This window comes from Janthinobacterium sp. GMG1 (assembly GCF_034427795.1).
Classification (GTDB): Bacteria; Pseudomonadota; Gammaproteobacteria; order Burkholderiales; family Burkholderiaceae_D; genus Janthinobacterium.
Genome location: NZ_JAXQNT010000001.1, coordinates 50835 through 65108, shown reverse-complemented (window position 1 = coordinate 65108; position 14274 = coordinate 50835). Strand labels below are relative to the sequence as shown.

Annotated in this window: 10 protein-coding genes; 3 read left to right on the top strand and 7 right to left on the bottom strand. The window is 62.3% G+C overall.

Annotated elements, in window-relative coordinates:
• The first annotated feature begins 33 nt into the window (after window positions 1–33).
• Together SJI03_RS00265 and SJI03_RS00260 are read left to right on the top strand one after the other, a co-directional pair.
• Window positions 34–1722: a M14 family zinc carboxypeptidase gene (locus SJI03_RS00265; RefSeq protein WP_322425870.1), complete on the top strand. Its 1689-nt coding sequence runs from the start codon at window positions 34–36 to the stop codon at window positions 1720–1722.
• A 90-nt stretch (window positions 1723–1812) separates the two neighbouring features.
• Complete coding sequence (locus SJI03_RS00260; RefSeq protein ID WP_322425869.1) at window positions 1813–3963, top strand: FUSC family protein; 2151 nt, start codon at window positions 1813–1815, stop codon at window positions 3961–3963.
• Between the two features lie 11 nt (window positions 3964–3974).
• Here the strand turns inward: SJI03_RS00260 and SJI03_RS00255 are convergent, their stop codons facing one another.
• The 6 genes from SJI03_RS00255 to SJI03_RS00230 all read right to left on the bottom strand — a co-directional run bounded on the left by SJI03_RS00255 (window position 3975) and on the right by SJI03_RS00230 (window position 12999).
• The gene (locus SJI03_RS00255; protein WP_322425868.1) at window positions 3975–5924 is read right to left on the bottom strand and encodes a S9 family peptidase; all 1950 of its coding nucleotides are present in this window, start codon (window positions 5922–5924) and stop codon (window positions 3975–3977) included.
• A gap of 67 nt (window positions 5925–5991) precedes the next feature.
• Window positions 5992–7464 (bottom strand): amino acid permease, encoded by a 1473-nt coding sequence (locus SJI03_RS00250; RefSeq protein ID WP_322425867.1) that lies wholly within the window; start codon window positions 7462–7464, stop codon window positions 5992–5994.
• A 413-nt stretch (window positions 7465–7877) separates the two neighbouring features.
• Window positions 7878–9308: an amino acid permease gene (locus SJI03_RS00245; protein WP_099376242.1), complete on the bottom strand. Its 1431-nt coding sequence runs from the start codon at window positions 9306–9308 to the stop codon at window positions 7878–7880.
• Window positions 9309–9438: 130 nt separating this feature from the next.
• On the bottom strand, window positions 9439–9897 hold the full coding sequence (locus SJI03_RS00240) for a RidA family protein (RefSeq protein ID WP_034745569.1): 459 nt from the start codon (window positions 9895–9897) through the stop codon (window positions 9439–9441).
• A gap of 254 nt (window positions 9898–10151) precedes the next feature.
• Complete coding sequence (locus SJI03_RS00235) at window positions 10152–11735, bottom strand: ATP-binding cassette domain-containing protein (RefSeq protein WP_322425866.1); 1584 nt, start codon at window positions 11733–11735, stop codon at window positions 10152–10154.
• Between the two features lie 151 nt (window positions 11736–11886).
• Entirely contained in the window at window positions 11887–12999 is a 1113-nt protein-coding gene (locus SJI03_RS00230; protein WP_099376239.1) for an NADH:flavin oxidoreductase/NADH oxidase, read from the bottom strand.
• A gap of 164 nt (window positions 13000–13163) precedes the next feature.
• On the opposite strand from SJI03_RS00230, the gene SJI03_RS00225 reads away from it, so the two are divergent.
• A complete protein-coding gene (locus tag SJI03_RS00225; RefSeq protein WP_099376238.1) occupies window positions 13164–13724 on the top strand; it encodes a glycine zipper 2TM domain-containing protein in 561 nt (186 codons plus the stop codon).
• Here the strand turns inward: SJI03_RS00225 and SJI03_RS00220 are convergent.
• Complete coding sequence (locus tag SJI03_RS00220; protein ID WP_322425865.1) at window positions 13721–14230, bottom strand: DUF1993 domain-containing protein; 510 nt, start codon at window positions 14228–14230, stop codon at window positions 13721–13723. The genes SJI03_RS00225 and SJI03_RS00220 overlap by 4 nt on opposite strands.
• Window positions 14231–14274 lie beyond the last annotated feature (44 nt).

Genomic DNA, 14274 nt, shown 5'->3' with positions numbered 1-14274 from the left:
AGCGCGCCTTCCCCCTCCCAGACTCAGACCGCTATGCCACCAGACTTGCGCACGACCTACGAACTCGGTAACCACAACCAGACCACGACCTGGCTGGAATGCATCACCTTCTATCAAGATCTCGCCGCATGCTATCCGCAGGTGCTGCACTTCGAACAGATCGGCCTGTCCGACTCGGGCGTGCCCATCCACGCTGGCGTCGTCAGCGCGGACGGCGTGTTTGACCGCGAGCAAATCAAGCGCGCAGGCCGCACCGTGTTCTTCAACAACAACGGCATCCATCCGGGTGAACCGGAAGGCATCGACGCCTGCATGGCCATCGTGCGCGACCTCTGCACGCAGCCGGAGCGCCTGGCCGCGCTGGGCAGCACCGTGCTGCTGTTCATTCCCATCTACAACGTCGATGGCAGCCTGAACCGCGCCAACGCGTCGCGCGTGAACCAGGATGGTCCGGAGCAATTCGGTTTCCGCGGCAATAGTCGCCACCTGGACTTGAACCGCGACTTTATCAAGTGCGACAGCCTGAACGCGCAAGTGTTCAACCGCCTGCTGACGAATTGGGATCCGGATGTGATGGTCGACACGCATACATCGAACGGCGCCGACTACCCGTACACGATGACCCTGATCCACACGCAGACGGATAAGCTGGGCAATGGCCTGGGGCCCTTCCTGCAAGACACCATGCTGCCGCACATCTTTGCGCACATGGAAAGCGCTGGCTGGCCCACGTGCCCGTATGTGAATCCCGTCAAGGATAGCCCCGACCACGGCATCGCCGAATTCCTCGAAGTGCCCCGTTTCTCGACCGGTTTTGCGGCCCTGCATCACGTCATCGGTTTCATGCCGGAAACGCACATGCTGAAACCGTTTGCCGACCGCTACGCCTCCATGCGCGCCCTGCTCGACATCACGATGGCGTTCACGGTGGAACACGGCGAGAAAATCCGCCAATTGCGCGCGCAAGCCAAGGCGGCGGGCCGCACGCAAGCCGAGTGGCCGATCCACTGGGTCATGAACGAAGAGCAGCCGTCGACCTTCCCCTTCAAGGGCTATGCGGCGCAATACACGCCGAGTCTGCTGGGTGACTACCAGCGCCTGTCCTACGATCGCTCGCAGCCGTGGGAACGCGATATCAAGTATTACAACCGCTTCGATGCGGACGTCACCGTGGCCGCGCCGAAAGCCTATGTGGTACCGCAAGCGTGGCGCGAAGTGATCGAACGGCTGCGCTGGAACGGCGTCGAAATGAGCCGCATCACCACCGAACAGACGCTAACGGCCCGCTACTACCACATCGCCTCCGTCGGCACGCGCGCCACGGCCTACGAAGGCCACATGTTCCACGACCATGTAGAACTCGAAGCGCGCACGGGCCAGTTCACCGTGCAAGCGGGCGATTATGTGATCAGCCTGGACCAGGACAACGCCCGCTACGCCGTGGAAACCCTGGAACCGCAGGCGCACGACAGCTTCTTCCGCTGGGGTTTCTTCAATAGCGTGCTGGAGAAGAAGGAAGCGTTTTCCGATTACGTCTTCGAAGACATGGCATCCGAACTGCTGCGCGATGAACCGGCGCTGGCGGCCAAGTTTGCTGAGTGGAAAGCGGCCAATCCCGCCTTGCTGAGCAATCAGGAAGCCGTGCTGAACTTCATCTTTGCACACTGCCAGCGCTTTGCCGAGCCGGAATGGCGGCGCTACCCAGTGATCGCCCTGATGTAAATCCGGGCTGTAGCGACTGCAACATCCTGGCGCCGCATCGGAGACCCCGGTGCGGCGCCTCTTTCTGTGCCCTGCCCACAAGGTAATCCCATGCACTACGCACTGAACCTGCGCACCTTTATTTACAGCCATTATTTTTATCTGGGCTTGCGCGTGGCCATCGGTCTCGTCGGCCTGGCCTTGCTGACCCAGGAAATCAGTGACAGCGCCACCGCCATGACGGTGTGCATCGGCGCCCTGTGCACCACCTTGATGGACATGCCCAGCCCGCTGCGCCACAAGTTCAACGAAATGCTCGCTTCCGTGCTGCTGTGCAGCGCCGTGACACTCCTGATCAGCCTGTGCGGGCCCGTGCAGTGGCTGTTGATGACGGTGCTCGTGCTGGTCAGTTTCCTCGCCAGCATGATGGTGGTGTACGGCAAGAAATCCATGCCCTTGCAATTGGCCGCCCTGTTCATCATGACCATGTCGATGGAGCACCAGATGACGTGGCAGCAATCGTTCCACCACGCGGGCCTGTTCATGCTCGGTGGCCTGATCTATCTGGCTTACGCCATGGCCATCGCCTGGGTCTTGCGCCACCGCATCAAGCAACAAGTGCTGGCCGAAGCCCTGTTCGAACTGGCCGCCTACATCGATATCAAGGCCGATTTCTACGACACGCGTTTTAATTTGACGGAGCAGTTCAACAAGCTGGTGCGCCATCAAAGCATTTTGGCCGACCGCCAGCAAGCGTCGCGCGACCTGATTTTGCGCAGCCACAAGAACAGCAAGGATGCCATCGTCGTGCAAGTGCACGTATGCATGCTCGATCTGTATGAACTGATACTCTCGACCCACACGGACTACGCGCTGCTGCGCCAGCACCTGGCCGACTCCGACGTCCTGAAATCCTTGCACGACCTGGCCTACAAGGCGGCACGCGACATCGAAGCCGTCGCCTATGCCGTCACGCGCAAGCGCGCCTCGTATGCGCAGATCAGCTATGACAAGGAATGGGCCGATATCGAAGCGGAAATCGTCCGCCTGCAGGCCAAGGGAGACAACGCGCAGGAAGCGCTGGCCACCCTGCGCGCGCAGCGCAACAAGATCCGCGCCATTTTGAAAATGATCGCCGAGCTGCACCTGGCCACGCAAAAAGTCTATGCCGACGTGCCATTCTGGAGTGGCGCGGACATGGCACCCTTCTTGTCGCAGCAGAAATATGAGCTGACAACCCTGCTGTCGAATCTGCGCCTGGACTCGCCTGTGTTCCGCTTCGCCCTGCGCGTCTCGATGGCCATCTCGGTGGGATTGCTGATCGGCCACTGGCTGCCGTATGCGGCCCACAGCTATTGGATCGTCTTGACTATCGTCATCATCCTGCGCCCCACGTTCAGCATGACGCGCCAGCGCCGCGCCGACCGCATCATCGGCACCATCATCGGCTGCGTCATCACGGCCATCGTGATCCGCTACGTGCACAGCAATATCGTGCTGATGGCCATCCTGTTCCTCTCCATCGTGGCCACGCCCACCTTCATCTATTTGCGCTACCGCTACACGGCCATCGCCGTCAGCCTGATGATCTTGCTGCAAATGCATTTGGTGGCGCCCAGCAACCCGAACCTCGTCAGCGAGCGCCTGATCGACACCCTGATCGGCGCGGCGGTGGCCACCGTGTTCAGCTTTGTACTGGCCAACTGGGAATACCAGAGCCTGCCACGCCTCGTGCGCCAGGTGTTGAATGTGAATGTGAGTTATATGCAGGCCAGCTTCGCGCTGCTGCAAGGCAAATGTTTTGATGATTTCGCCTACCGCATCGAGCGCAAGCGCTTGATGGACAGCCTGGCCGCGCTCAGCTCGGCGCTGGTGCGCATGCTCGATGAACCGGCCAGCAAGCAGCGGGCCGTGGAAGACATCAACCTGTTCATCGTGCAAAATTATTTATTGGTCGCCCACGTGGCGGCGCTGCGCTCCATCCTCGGGCGCCATGCCAGCCAGCTTCCCGTCGCCCCCGTCAATGCCTTGCTTGGCCACAGCCATACGCAAGTGTGTCTGACCCTGTCGCGCGCGCTGGAACAGCTCGACGACAAGGCTGTCATCAGCGCCCCGCTGGCTACCCTGCCCGCGCCGCCCGTCAGCGACGTGGCCTGGTCGGGATGGCCGCTGGTGCAGCGGCGCATCCGCCTGTTACAGGCAGATGCCGACAAGATTGTGATACATAGCGCGGCGATCGTGCATATTGTGGCACCGCGCTAAGCCTGCTCAGCTTACTTCAGGTATTGTTCAAACCAGCCGATAGTGCGCTTCTGCAAGTCGCGCTGGTGCTCGGGCTTGCGGAAGGAATGGCCTTCGCCATCGTAGATGAACAGGCTGGACGGCACGCCCATGGCGCGCAGGCCGTGCCAGAATTCCAGCGACTGGGCGGCAGGCGTTTCCACGTCGCGCTCGCCCACGTAGATCAGGGTTGGCGTCTTGGCCGCCTTGATCGATTCGATGGGCGACGCCTTGCGGTAGACAGCCGGATTGTCATAGGCGGAGGCGCCAAAGAACGGGATCATCCACTGGTTGATGCCGTTCTGGCCGTAATAACTGATCCAGTTCGACACGCCCGCGCCCGCCACGGCCGCCTTGAAGCGGTCGCTGTGCGTGACGCCCCACATGGTCGTGAAGCCGCCATATGAATGGCCGATCAGGCCCAGGCGCTGGCCGTCGACGGGCGCCACTTTTTCCACCGCATCGATGCCGGCCAGGATGTCGCGCCAGTCGCCGCCGCCAAAGTCGGCCATGTTGGCGCGCGTAAATGCCTGGCCCTGGCCAAAGCTGCCGCGCGGATTGGGCAGGAAGACGAAATAGCCTTTTTGCGTCAATTCGTGGATCAGGGTGCTTGCCGCTACATAACGTGGCGAGGCGGCCGCGCCGGGCCCGCCATGCACGTTGACGACCATCGGGTAGCGCTTGCCGGCGTCCGTCTTCAACGGCCCCAGCAGCCAGCCCTGCACCTTGTATTGCTCGTTGTTCCAGCCCACGTTCTGCACCGACAGTTGCGGCGCAAAGCCGTCATTGTCGCGCGTGATCTTTTTCAGCTGGCCCACCGGTCCCGCCACCAGGTAGGAAGCGTGCGTAAAGTCTTCCTGCGCGGCAGCGGCGTGACGGCCATCGGCGCTGAACGACAAGCGGCCATCGCTGCCGCTGCTGCTGAGTTCACCGAGCATCACAGGTTGGCTGGGGCCGGTCTGCGCATCGACGGGCACCAGCGCCAGCTGCGAATCGATCAGAGCCGTTGCCAGCAAGCCGGCGCCGCGCCAGACGACGCCATTGAACGTGCCGCGATAGTCTTGTGTGAGGTTGCGCGGCGTGCCGCCGGCCAAGGGTACCGTGTAGATATCGCCGCCGATGGAGCCGAAATCGCTCATCAGACCGCCGATGAAGACCACTGTCTTGCCGTCCGGCGAAACCGATGGAAGGTTCAGCTGCATGGCCGGTGACGCGATCACGCGCAGGGTGCCAGTGGCAGCATCGATATGGCTGAGCTTGGCGACCCACCAGTTGCTGTCGCCATTGCCTTGCGCGCTGGTGGCAACAAAGCCGCGGCCATCGGGCGTCCAGCTGTATTCATACACATAGGTGTCGCCTGGTGACAGCAGACGCGGTTCGCCGCCGCTGGCCGGCACGACGGCGATGCGCTGGGCATCGTCTTCGCTACCCACTTCGCCCACCTGGCGCGCACCCGCTTCGACGGCGCCGGCCAGCTTGCGTGCGCCCACCGTCGCCAGCAGGGCCAGCTGCTTGCCGTCCGGCGACCAGCGCGCCGTGCTGGCCACGCCCTTGATACTGGTCAACATCCGCACCGGCGCCTGCGACAGGGTGGCCAGGTACAGCTGCGCCGTGCCCGCCTTGGCGTCGTAGCCGACAAAGGCCAGCTGTTTGCCGTCCGGTGACCAGCTGGGCTTGTCGTAGGAACACACGGCACACGGATCGAATTGCTGCACGATGGCGCCGTTGGCGGCGTCGCGCACGACGATGGCCGCATGCGGGCGCTGCGTCTGTTCACCCGCTCGGCTCGACTCGATGGCGGCGATGCGCTGGCCGTTGGCCGACAGGGCCACGGCGCGGTAATCGCGCAAGGCCGGCTCGGTTGCAGGGGCGGCGTGTGCCAGGGTGCCCAGAAGGCTGCTTGCCAGCAAGCCGCAAGCGGCCAGATCAGTTATTTTCATCATGTAAATTCCGGTTAGAAATAAAAAAAACCGCCGGCAAGCGCGGCGGTTTCGGATGGAACAGACTGCATTAGCGGGCCTTCTTGCCCAGATGCGAATGCCGCATGCTGTACAGGAAGTAAATAGCTACCGTCACCGCCATCCACACGCTGAACACGACAAACGTCGTATGCGGCAAATCGCGCATGATGTACAGGCAAGCCAGGATGCTCAGGCCCGGAATCACGTACGGGCCGAACGGCACGCTGAAGCCTTCGATGCGGTTCGCGCCCTGCTTGTGGCGCAGCACGGGCACGGCGATCGAGACCACCATGAAGGCCGTCAGGGTACCGATGCTGACCATATCCCACAGGTAAGTCGCATCGACGGTACCGGCCACCACGGCCACGACGAGGCAGACGATGATGGTATTGCTGACCGGCACCAGTGTGCGCGGGTGGATCTTCTGGAACGATTTCGGGATCAGGCCGTCGCGGCTGACGGCAAACAGGATGCGCGTCTGGCCGTAGATCGTCACCAGGGTCACGCTGAAGACGGAAATGACGGCGCCGGCCGACAGCACCAGTGCGGGCCAGGTCTTGCCTGTGACGTTTTGCAGGATCACCGCCAGGCCCGCTTCCTGGCCTTCAAACAATTTCGCTTGCTGCGCGCCGAGGGCCGCCACGGCCACCAGCAGATAAAACACGGTAACGATGAGCAAGGCGCCGAGGATGCCGCGCGGCACATTGCGCGTGGGATTTTTCACTTCGTCACCCGCCGTCGCCACCGTATCGAGGCCGATGAAGGAGAAGAAGACGGTGCCGGCCGCGGCCGTGACGCCCGTCATGCCGGCAAAGCCCTTGCTATTGTCGGTATTGAAGAAGGGGAAGAAATTGTCGGCATTGAAACCGGAAAACGCGATGACGATGAAAAACACGAGGATCGCCAGCTTGATGATGACCATGATGGCATTCATCAGGGCCGATTCCTTGGCGCCGCGCAGCAGCAGAAAGCCGCACATGCAGATCAAAAAGATCGGCGGCAGGTTGATGTGGCCGGCATGAAACTCCATCCCATGCGGGCCGGAAACGATCATCGGCGTGCGCAGCATCTCGGGGATGTGCCAGCCAAACGCGTTTTCCAGGAAATTATTCAGGTAGGACGACCAGCCGATGGCCACGGCACTGCCCGCCAAGCCGTATTCGAGCAGCAAGCAGGCGGCCATGATGAAGGCAAGAAACTCGCCCACGGTGGCGTAGGCAAACGAATACGAGGAGCCGGAGGCGGGTATGCGGAACGACAATTCCGCATAGCACAAGGCCGTCAGGCCGGCCGTGATGGCGGCGATCAGGAAAGACAGGACGACCGAAGGGCCCGCCTTGGGGACGGCTTCGACCATGGTAAAGAAAATGCCCGTGCCGATGGTGGCGCCGACGCCGATCATGGTGAGGGAAAACAGGCCGATGGACCGGCTCAAGCCACTGCTGCTGAGGCCTTCACCATATTCGACCGTGGTATCGATCGGCTTGGTGCGGCAAAGTTTCTGGACCAGGGTTTGGCTCACTAACATTCCTTTATGAGGCATGCACTTGAACACCTGCAAAAACCTACTGCGCGTCGCGATTCGCGGCCTGCGATGCTCACTGTGCATTCGCACAGCTGCGCTTCTTAGCCACGATTCGCATCCGTTCGCTACGGTTTTGTCAGGTGTTGTTCGCAACATGACGGGTAAAAACAAATAGCGCTCCGGCCCTACCTGGCAAAAAACCGGAAAGATCGCGTCCATTTTCAAAACTAAGCGATTATAGGGCTTTCATCGGCCCAGCTAAACAGAAGTTTGATGCAAGGAAACAACGCCAGGCGTGCGCCGCAAAACGCGCACTGGCGCTAGGGGAACATGGAATTGCCAATATGAAACAAAAAGCGCGCCGCTGCAGGAGCAGGGGCGCGCTTTCGGTTCAGCTCAGCCGAGCCGGATTACTTCTTGCCCTGCGGCGCGTCAGCCGGTGGCCAGCCCGCTTCGTAGCCTTGCGGCACATCGTCGCGGCGCTCTTTCGGCGCCAGGCCCAACGCGTAGTACAGCACCGTCAGCAGGATCAGCCAGGCAGGTCCCACCATCAGGGCGATGCGCGTATCGGGGAAATACGCCATCAGGCCGATCACCAGCGCCAGGAACGCCAGCGAAATCCAGGAACCGTACGGTGCGAACGGCATGCGGAAGGCCAGGTTCTTGATTTCCAGCGGCGTCAAGGTCTTGCGGAACTGGATCTGCGTGACCAGGATCACGCCCCAGGTCCAGACGGCGCCGAAGGTGGAAATCGAGGTGACCCAGATAAACACTTTTTCCGGCACCAGGTAGTTCAGCAGCACGCCCAGCAGCAGCGCGAAGACGGACACGAGGATGGCGCGGCGCGGCACGCCGGCGGCCGTGGTTTCCGCGAATGCCTTTGGCGCCTGGCCTTGCAGCGCCAGGTTGTACAGCATGCGGCCCGTGCTGAAGATGCCGCCATTGCACGACGACAAGGCTGCCGTCAGCACGACGAAGTTGATGATGCCGGCGGCCGTCTTGATGCCCAGGCGTTCGAACGTCATGACGAAGGGGCTGCCGGTGGTGCCGATTTCATTCCATGGGTAGATCGACAGGATGACGAACAATGCGCCGACATAGAAAATCAGGATGCGCCAGAACACGGAATTGATGGCGTCAGGAATCGATTTCTTCGGGTTCGCCGCTTCGCCCGCCGTCAGGCCGATCATTTCCACGCCCAGATAGGCAAACATCACCATCTGCAGCGACATCAGCACGCCCTGCGCGCCGTTAGGGAAGAAGCCGCCATGCGTCCACAGGTTCGAGATACCGATGGCCACGCCGTCGTTGCCGAGGCCGAAGATGATCATACCCGTGCCGCCGATGATCATCAGGATGATGGTGACCACCTTGATCAGGGCAAACCAGAATTCGAACTCGCCGTAGGCTTTCACGGCCAGCAGGTTGATGGCGCCCATGGAACCGAGGGCCGCCAGGGCCCAGATCCAGCGCGGCACGTCGGGGAACCAGATGCCCATGTAGATGGCGACGGCGGTAATTTCCGCCACGCACGTGACCAGCCACAGGAACCAGTAGTTCCAGCCCGTCAGATAGCCTTGCAGGGGGCCCAGGTAATCCTGGGCATAGCGGCTGAAGGAGCCGGCCACGGGATTGTGCACGGCCATTTCGCCCAGCGCGCGCATGATCATGAAGATGACCGCGCCACCGATGATGTACGACAGCATGATGCCGGGACCGGCCATCTTGATCGCGTTGCCGGAACCCAAAAACAGGCCCACGCCAATCGCGGCGCCCAGCGCCATCAGGCGGATCTGCCGCTCACCCAGGCCGCGGTGCAAGCCTTGTTCACTCGTTTTCATTACGTGTCTCCGTTTTTTTCTTGAATACACCGATCCCTCCACCCCAATGGCGGTTCCGCTCTTGCTGGAAAGGAGGAAAAGGCTGGCCGGCGGCTGAGCGCCGGCATGCTCATGTGGTCAGGCTACTGTGTCAGGCCAGTTCGGCGATCAGCTCGATCTCGACGCAAGCGCCCAGCGGGATTTGCGCCACGCCGAAGGCGGAGCGGGCGTGCTTGCCGCTGTCGCCGAAGACTTCGACGAACAGTTCCGAGGCGCCATTGGTCACCAGGTGCTGTTCCGTGAATTCGGAGGTGGAATTGACCAGGCTCATGACCTTGACGATGCGCTTGACCTTGTTCAAGTCGCCGCCGCACGCGTCTTGCAGGGTGGCGATCAGTTCGATGGCGATGCCGCGCGCAGCGATCTTGCCTTCTTCCGTGGTGACATCCTTGCCCAGCTGACCAACCCAGACCTTGCCATCCTTCTTGGCCAGGTGGCCGGACAGGAAGACGGTGTTGCCCGTACGGGCATGCATCACGTAGGCGGCAGCTGGCGCGGCAACGACTGGCAGTTCGATGTTGAGGGCTTTGAGTTTTTCGTAAAACGACATGCTATTTCTCCAAGAAAACAATATAAGCGAAACCAAAATTCATGCACGGCAGGGCACGGAGGATGACGCCCTGGCAGCGCGGCAGTGACCGACAACAGTGCCAGATTAAACGTCATCATATTGGTGAACCAGCAGTTTTAGTTCACAAATAGGCCCGGTTATTCAGTGGATTATACCGACAATCAAACAAAATTCAGCATCGGTTCATGAAGCATGCTCTACAGGCATCGAGCGTGACTTTTTTCATTAAATTGTCACTTGTGCAATGTCAAGCCCTCCGGGTCAAGGTTTATCGCTTCCAGAAATACCTGGTCGTGCGAAACCACAAGTAGCGCGCCCCGATATTGCAGCAGCATCTGCTCCAGCGCCTGCAGACTGGCCAGGTCCAGATGATTGTCGGGTTCATCGAGCAGCAGCAGTTGCGGCGGCGCCAGCGCATACAGGTCGGCCGCCAGCGCCACCTTCATGCGCTCGCCGCCGCTCAGCAAACGGCTGGGCATGGTGGCGCGCGCGCCGGCAATGCCCAGCAGCGCCAGCCGCGTGCGCAACTCGCCTTCAGGCAGAATGCTGTTGCGTGCCTGCAAGCGCTGCACGGCGCTCCACTCGCCATCTTGCTGCCCCGCATGCTGGTCCAGCCAGGCCACCCGCGCATGGCAGCGCAGCGCGCCGCTGGCGGGCGCCAGCTGTCCGGCGATCACGCGCAGCAAGGTCGACTTGCCACTGCCATTATTACCGGTCACGGCCAGGCGGCGCGGGCCACTGATGACCAGGTTGATGGCGTGTGCCTGGCCATGCGGCAAGACCACGTCGCGCAGCTCCAGGATCAGCTTGCCGTTCGGCACGGCACTCTCGGGCGCCAGCAGCAGCCGTTCCGCCTCGGGTGCGCAGCGGACGCTGGCCTCCATCACCCTTTGCTGGCGCGCCTGCTGCGCCTCTTGCGCGCGCAGGCGCAGCTTGCCCTGGCTATCCTGGCTTTTCTCCTTTTTCGCGTCCAGCAGCAGCTTGCTTTGATTGCCTTCGCGCCCCTCGCGCTCGCCACGCACCACCCGTTTCTGCTGGCGTTCGGCCTGCTGCTGCGCCTCGCGCTGTTCGCGTCTGGCGCCCGCCTTTTCCGCTTGCAGGACAGCGGCGTAGCCGGCCTGTTCCAGCGCGCGCTGCTGCGCATACATCGCGTAATTGCCGCCATAGCTGCGCAAGCCCTGCGGCGACAGCTCGGCGATGTCATCGACGTGCTCGAGCAAGCCGCGGTCATGGCTGACCAGCAGCAAGCCGCCCGGCCAGCGCGCCATCTGCGCCACCAGACGAGCGCGCTGCTGCGCATCGAGATGGTTGCTCGGCTCATCGAGCACCAGCCAGTCGGCCTGCGACAACCAGGCGCCCTGCAGGGCGATGCGCTGGCGTTCGCCGCCGCTCAGGCTGGCCGTTGGCGTGTCGGCATTGACGTGCCGCAAATCGAGCGCATCGAGCGCCTGGCGCAGACGGGCGTGGGCATCCCAGCGATCTCCCACGAGAGCGTAATCGGCTTCATCGATGCTGCCTTCGGCGATGCGCGCCAGCGCGGCCAGCAAGCTGGTCACGCCAGCGAGGGCCGCCACGGTGGGATAGTGCTGCGGATCGAGTTCCTGCGCCACGTAATGCACGGCGCCGTCGCAGCGTACGGCGCCAGAAGACGGCTGTGCCTGGCCCGCCAGCAGGCGCGCCAACACGCTCTTGCCCACGCCGTTATCGCCGACGAGGCCGATGCGTTGCGGGGCAAAGCTAAATTGCAAATCGGAAAATAATACCCGGCCACCGGGCAGCACAAAGGAAAGACGGTCGAGTTGCAGGAATGCGGGCATGGATACTCCTTGAGCAAGGCTGGCGAACCCGCGCGGCGCAAGGCGCTGTGGCGGGATGGGCGAGGCCGTGCACAGCACGGCAGTATCAATGGCGCATGTCGAAGCGTCCTGGAGAAATGGGGAAAGAAGCGTCAGTGTAGCAGAGTAAGCCTTAACGCTGCCCCAGGGTCGTGTCGCCGAACAGGTTCTTGTATTCGCGCGGCTGCGAGCGCCAGTACTGCGGTGGCGCCTGCACTTGCGCGCCCAGCTCGGCCGCCGCATGCCAGGGCCAGCGCGGATCGAACAGGATGGCGCGCGCCAGCGCCACCATGTCGGACTGACCATTGACGATGATGTCTTCCGCCTGCTGCGCCTCCGTGATCAAGCCCACGCTGATGGTGGGCAAGCCGCTGTCGCGCTTGATGCGTTCGGCAAACGCCACCTGGTAGCCTGGGCCCACAGGGATTTGCTGCTGCGGAGAAATTCCGCCACTGGAAACGTGGATGAAGTCGGCGCCCAGCTGCTTGAGTTCCTGCGCGAAACGCACGCTTTGTTCGATTTCCCAGCCACCTTCGACCCAGTCGGTGGCGGAAATGCGCACACCCACGGCCACGCTGGCTGGCACGGCCGCGCGCACGGCTTCATAGACTTCCAGCGGGAAACGCATGCGGTTTTCCAGGCTGCCGCCATACGTATCCGTACGGTGATTGGACAGGGGCGACAGGAACTGGTGCAGCAGATAACCGTGCGCCGCGTGCAATTCGATGCCCTCGATACCGAGCGCATGCACGCGCTGCGCAGCCGCCACAAAGGCGCCCTTGATCTGCAGCAAACCCATTTCATCGAGGGCGATCGGCACGGTTTCGCCAGGCGCATGGGCGATGGCCGATGGCGCCACCGTTTGCCAGCCACCGTCGGCCAGGTGCACGCAGGCGCCGCCCTGCCAGGGCGCGCGGCTCGACGCCTTGCGTCCCGCATGGCCCAGCTGCACCACCAAGGGAATCGGAGAGTGGCGGCGGATCGCCTGCATCACCTTGGCCAGCGCAGCTTGATTCGCGTCCGACCACAGGCCCAGGTCATCGGCCGAGATGCGTCCCTCGGGCGAGACGGCCGTCGCTTCCGTCATCAGCAAGCCCGCGCCGGACAGGGCCAGGTGACCCAGGTGGATCATGTGCCAGTCGGTGGCGTTGCCGTTGTCGGCCGAATACTGGCACATGGGCGCGATGGCAATGCGGTTGGCCACCTGCAAGGGGCCAAGGGCATATGGCGTGAATAGCTGGCTCATGGCGGACTTTCGGAAAAGGGGAAGCACCGATTCTACTGTGCTTTGGAAAACGCGGCTTACACCTGCTTACGTTTGATACAGCGCACCATCTAGCCTTGTGGGCAGCACACCGTTAATCTGGACACATCAACAACACGGCAATACCTTGCCATCCAGGAGAGCACATGAACACGACGACTACCGCCAGCCGCATCCACCCTTTGATGGCAGGCGCCGCCATTTCCGTGACGGTCCTGTGCCTGGTGGGCGCAGCGTCCATCGCCGGCATCCTGCCCAATTCGCGGGCGAACGTGCCAACCGTGCCGGCCGACGTAGCCGCCATGACGCCAGCCGGCGCCGCTGCCCTGGCCGCTCCCGTGACTGCACCGGTGGCCGCGCCTGTCGTCGCGCAAGCGGCCCCGGCACCAGCCCCGGCGCCCGTCGTGCACAAGCGCGTCGTGCATCACACGCAAGTGGCGCAATCGCGCCCTGCCTACAATGACAGCAATGATGGCTACCGCGACACCGCCTACCGCGAACCCGTGCGCCAGCAGCCAGTACCTGCCCCGGCACCGGCACAACCCAACTACGTGGGCATCGGCACAGGTGCCGTCATCGGCGGCTTGATCGGCAATCAGGTCGGTGGCGGCCGCGGCAAGGCGCTGGCGACGGTGGCCGGCGTCATCGGCGGCGGCATGCTGGGCAATGCGGTGCAGAACCAGGTCGAGCAGCAACCGCAACGTTAATCGTAAGGACCAAGATAATCGAGCTTGCCCACGGCCACGCCATTGTTTCTCAGGATGGCGTGGACGATGGAGACGTGGAAATAGAAGTTCGGCAAGGCAAAGCTGAGCAGGTAATTGTCGCCAGAGAATGTCGTCCCCTCGTCAGTCCAGTTCAGCACGACTTCTTTCTGCGCGCTGCCCGCCATCTGGCCCGCATTCACGCTGTCGATGTAGGCGATGGTGTTGGCGATGCGCTCTTGCAGCTGCTCGAACGACGCTTCGTTATCCTCGAATTTCGGCGCCGGCACGCCGCTCAGGCGCTCGACCGACATCTTCGACGTATCGCTGGCACGCTGCACCTGCGCCGTCAAATCCAGCATGTCGGGCGCCAGCTGCGCACCCAGTAAAATCTCGGGCACGATGCCATCTTCTTCCACATGGGCTTGCGCTTTTTCCAGCAGGGCGGAAACGACCCGCAAGCCGCGGATGAAGACGGGAATGGTTGCCTGATACATGGACACGGACATGGCGGACTCCTGATAGTGAACGATGAGCCAGTGTACCCGAGGCG

What these genes read in the sequence shown, in the direction of transcription:
- SJI03_RS00255 (WP_322425868.1), bottom strand. Translation starts at nt 5,924, where the DNA reads ATGATGAAAATAACTGATCTGGCCGCTTGCGGCTTGCTGGCAAGCAGC.
- SJI03_RS00240 (WP_034745569.1), bottom strand. Translation starts at nt 9,897, where the DNA reads ATGTCGTTTTACGAAAAACTCAAAGCCCTCAACATCGAACTGCCAGTC.
- SJI03_RS00225 (WP_099376238.1), top strand. Translation starts at nt 13,164, where the DNA reads ATGAACACGACGACTACCGCCAGCCGCATCCACCCTTTGATGGCAGGC.
- SJI03_RS00220 (WP_322425865.1), bottom strand. Translation starts at nt 14,230, where the DNA reads ATGTCCGTGTCCATGTATCAGGCAACCATTCCCGTCTTCATCCGCGGC.
- SJI03_RS00235 (WP_322425866.1), bottom strand. Translation starts at nt 11,735, where the DNA reads ATGCCCGCATTCCTGCAACTCGACCGTCTTTCCTTTGTGCTGCCCGGT.
- SJI03_RS00230 (WP_099376239.1), bottom strand. Translation starts at nt 12,999, where the DNA reads ATGAGCCAGCTATTCACGCCATATGCCCTTGGCCCCTTGCAGGTGGCC.
- SJI03_RS00245 (WP_099376242.1), bottom strand. Translation starts at nt 9,308, where the DNA reads ATGAAAACGAGTGAACAAGGCTTGCACCGCGGCCTGGGTGAGCGGCAG.
- SJI03_RS00260 (WP_322425869.1), top strand. Translation starts at nt 1,813, where the DNA reads ATGCACTACGCACTGAACCTGCGCACCTTTATTTACAGCCATTATTTT.
- SJI03_RS00265 (WP_322425870.1), top strand. Translation starts at nt 34, where the DNA reads ATGCCACCAGACTTGCGCACGACCTACGAACTCGGTAACCACAACCAG.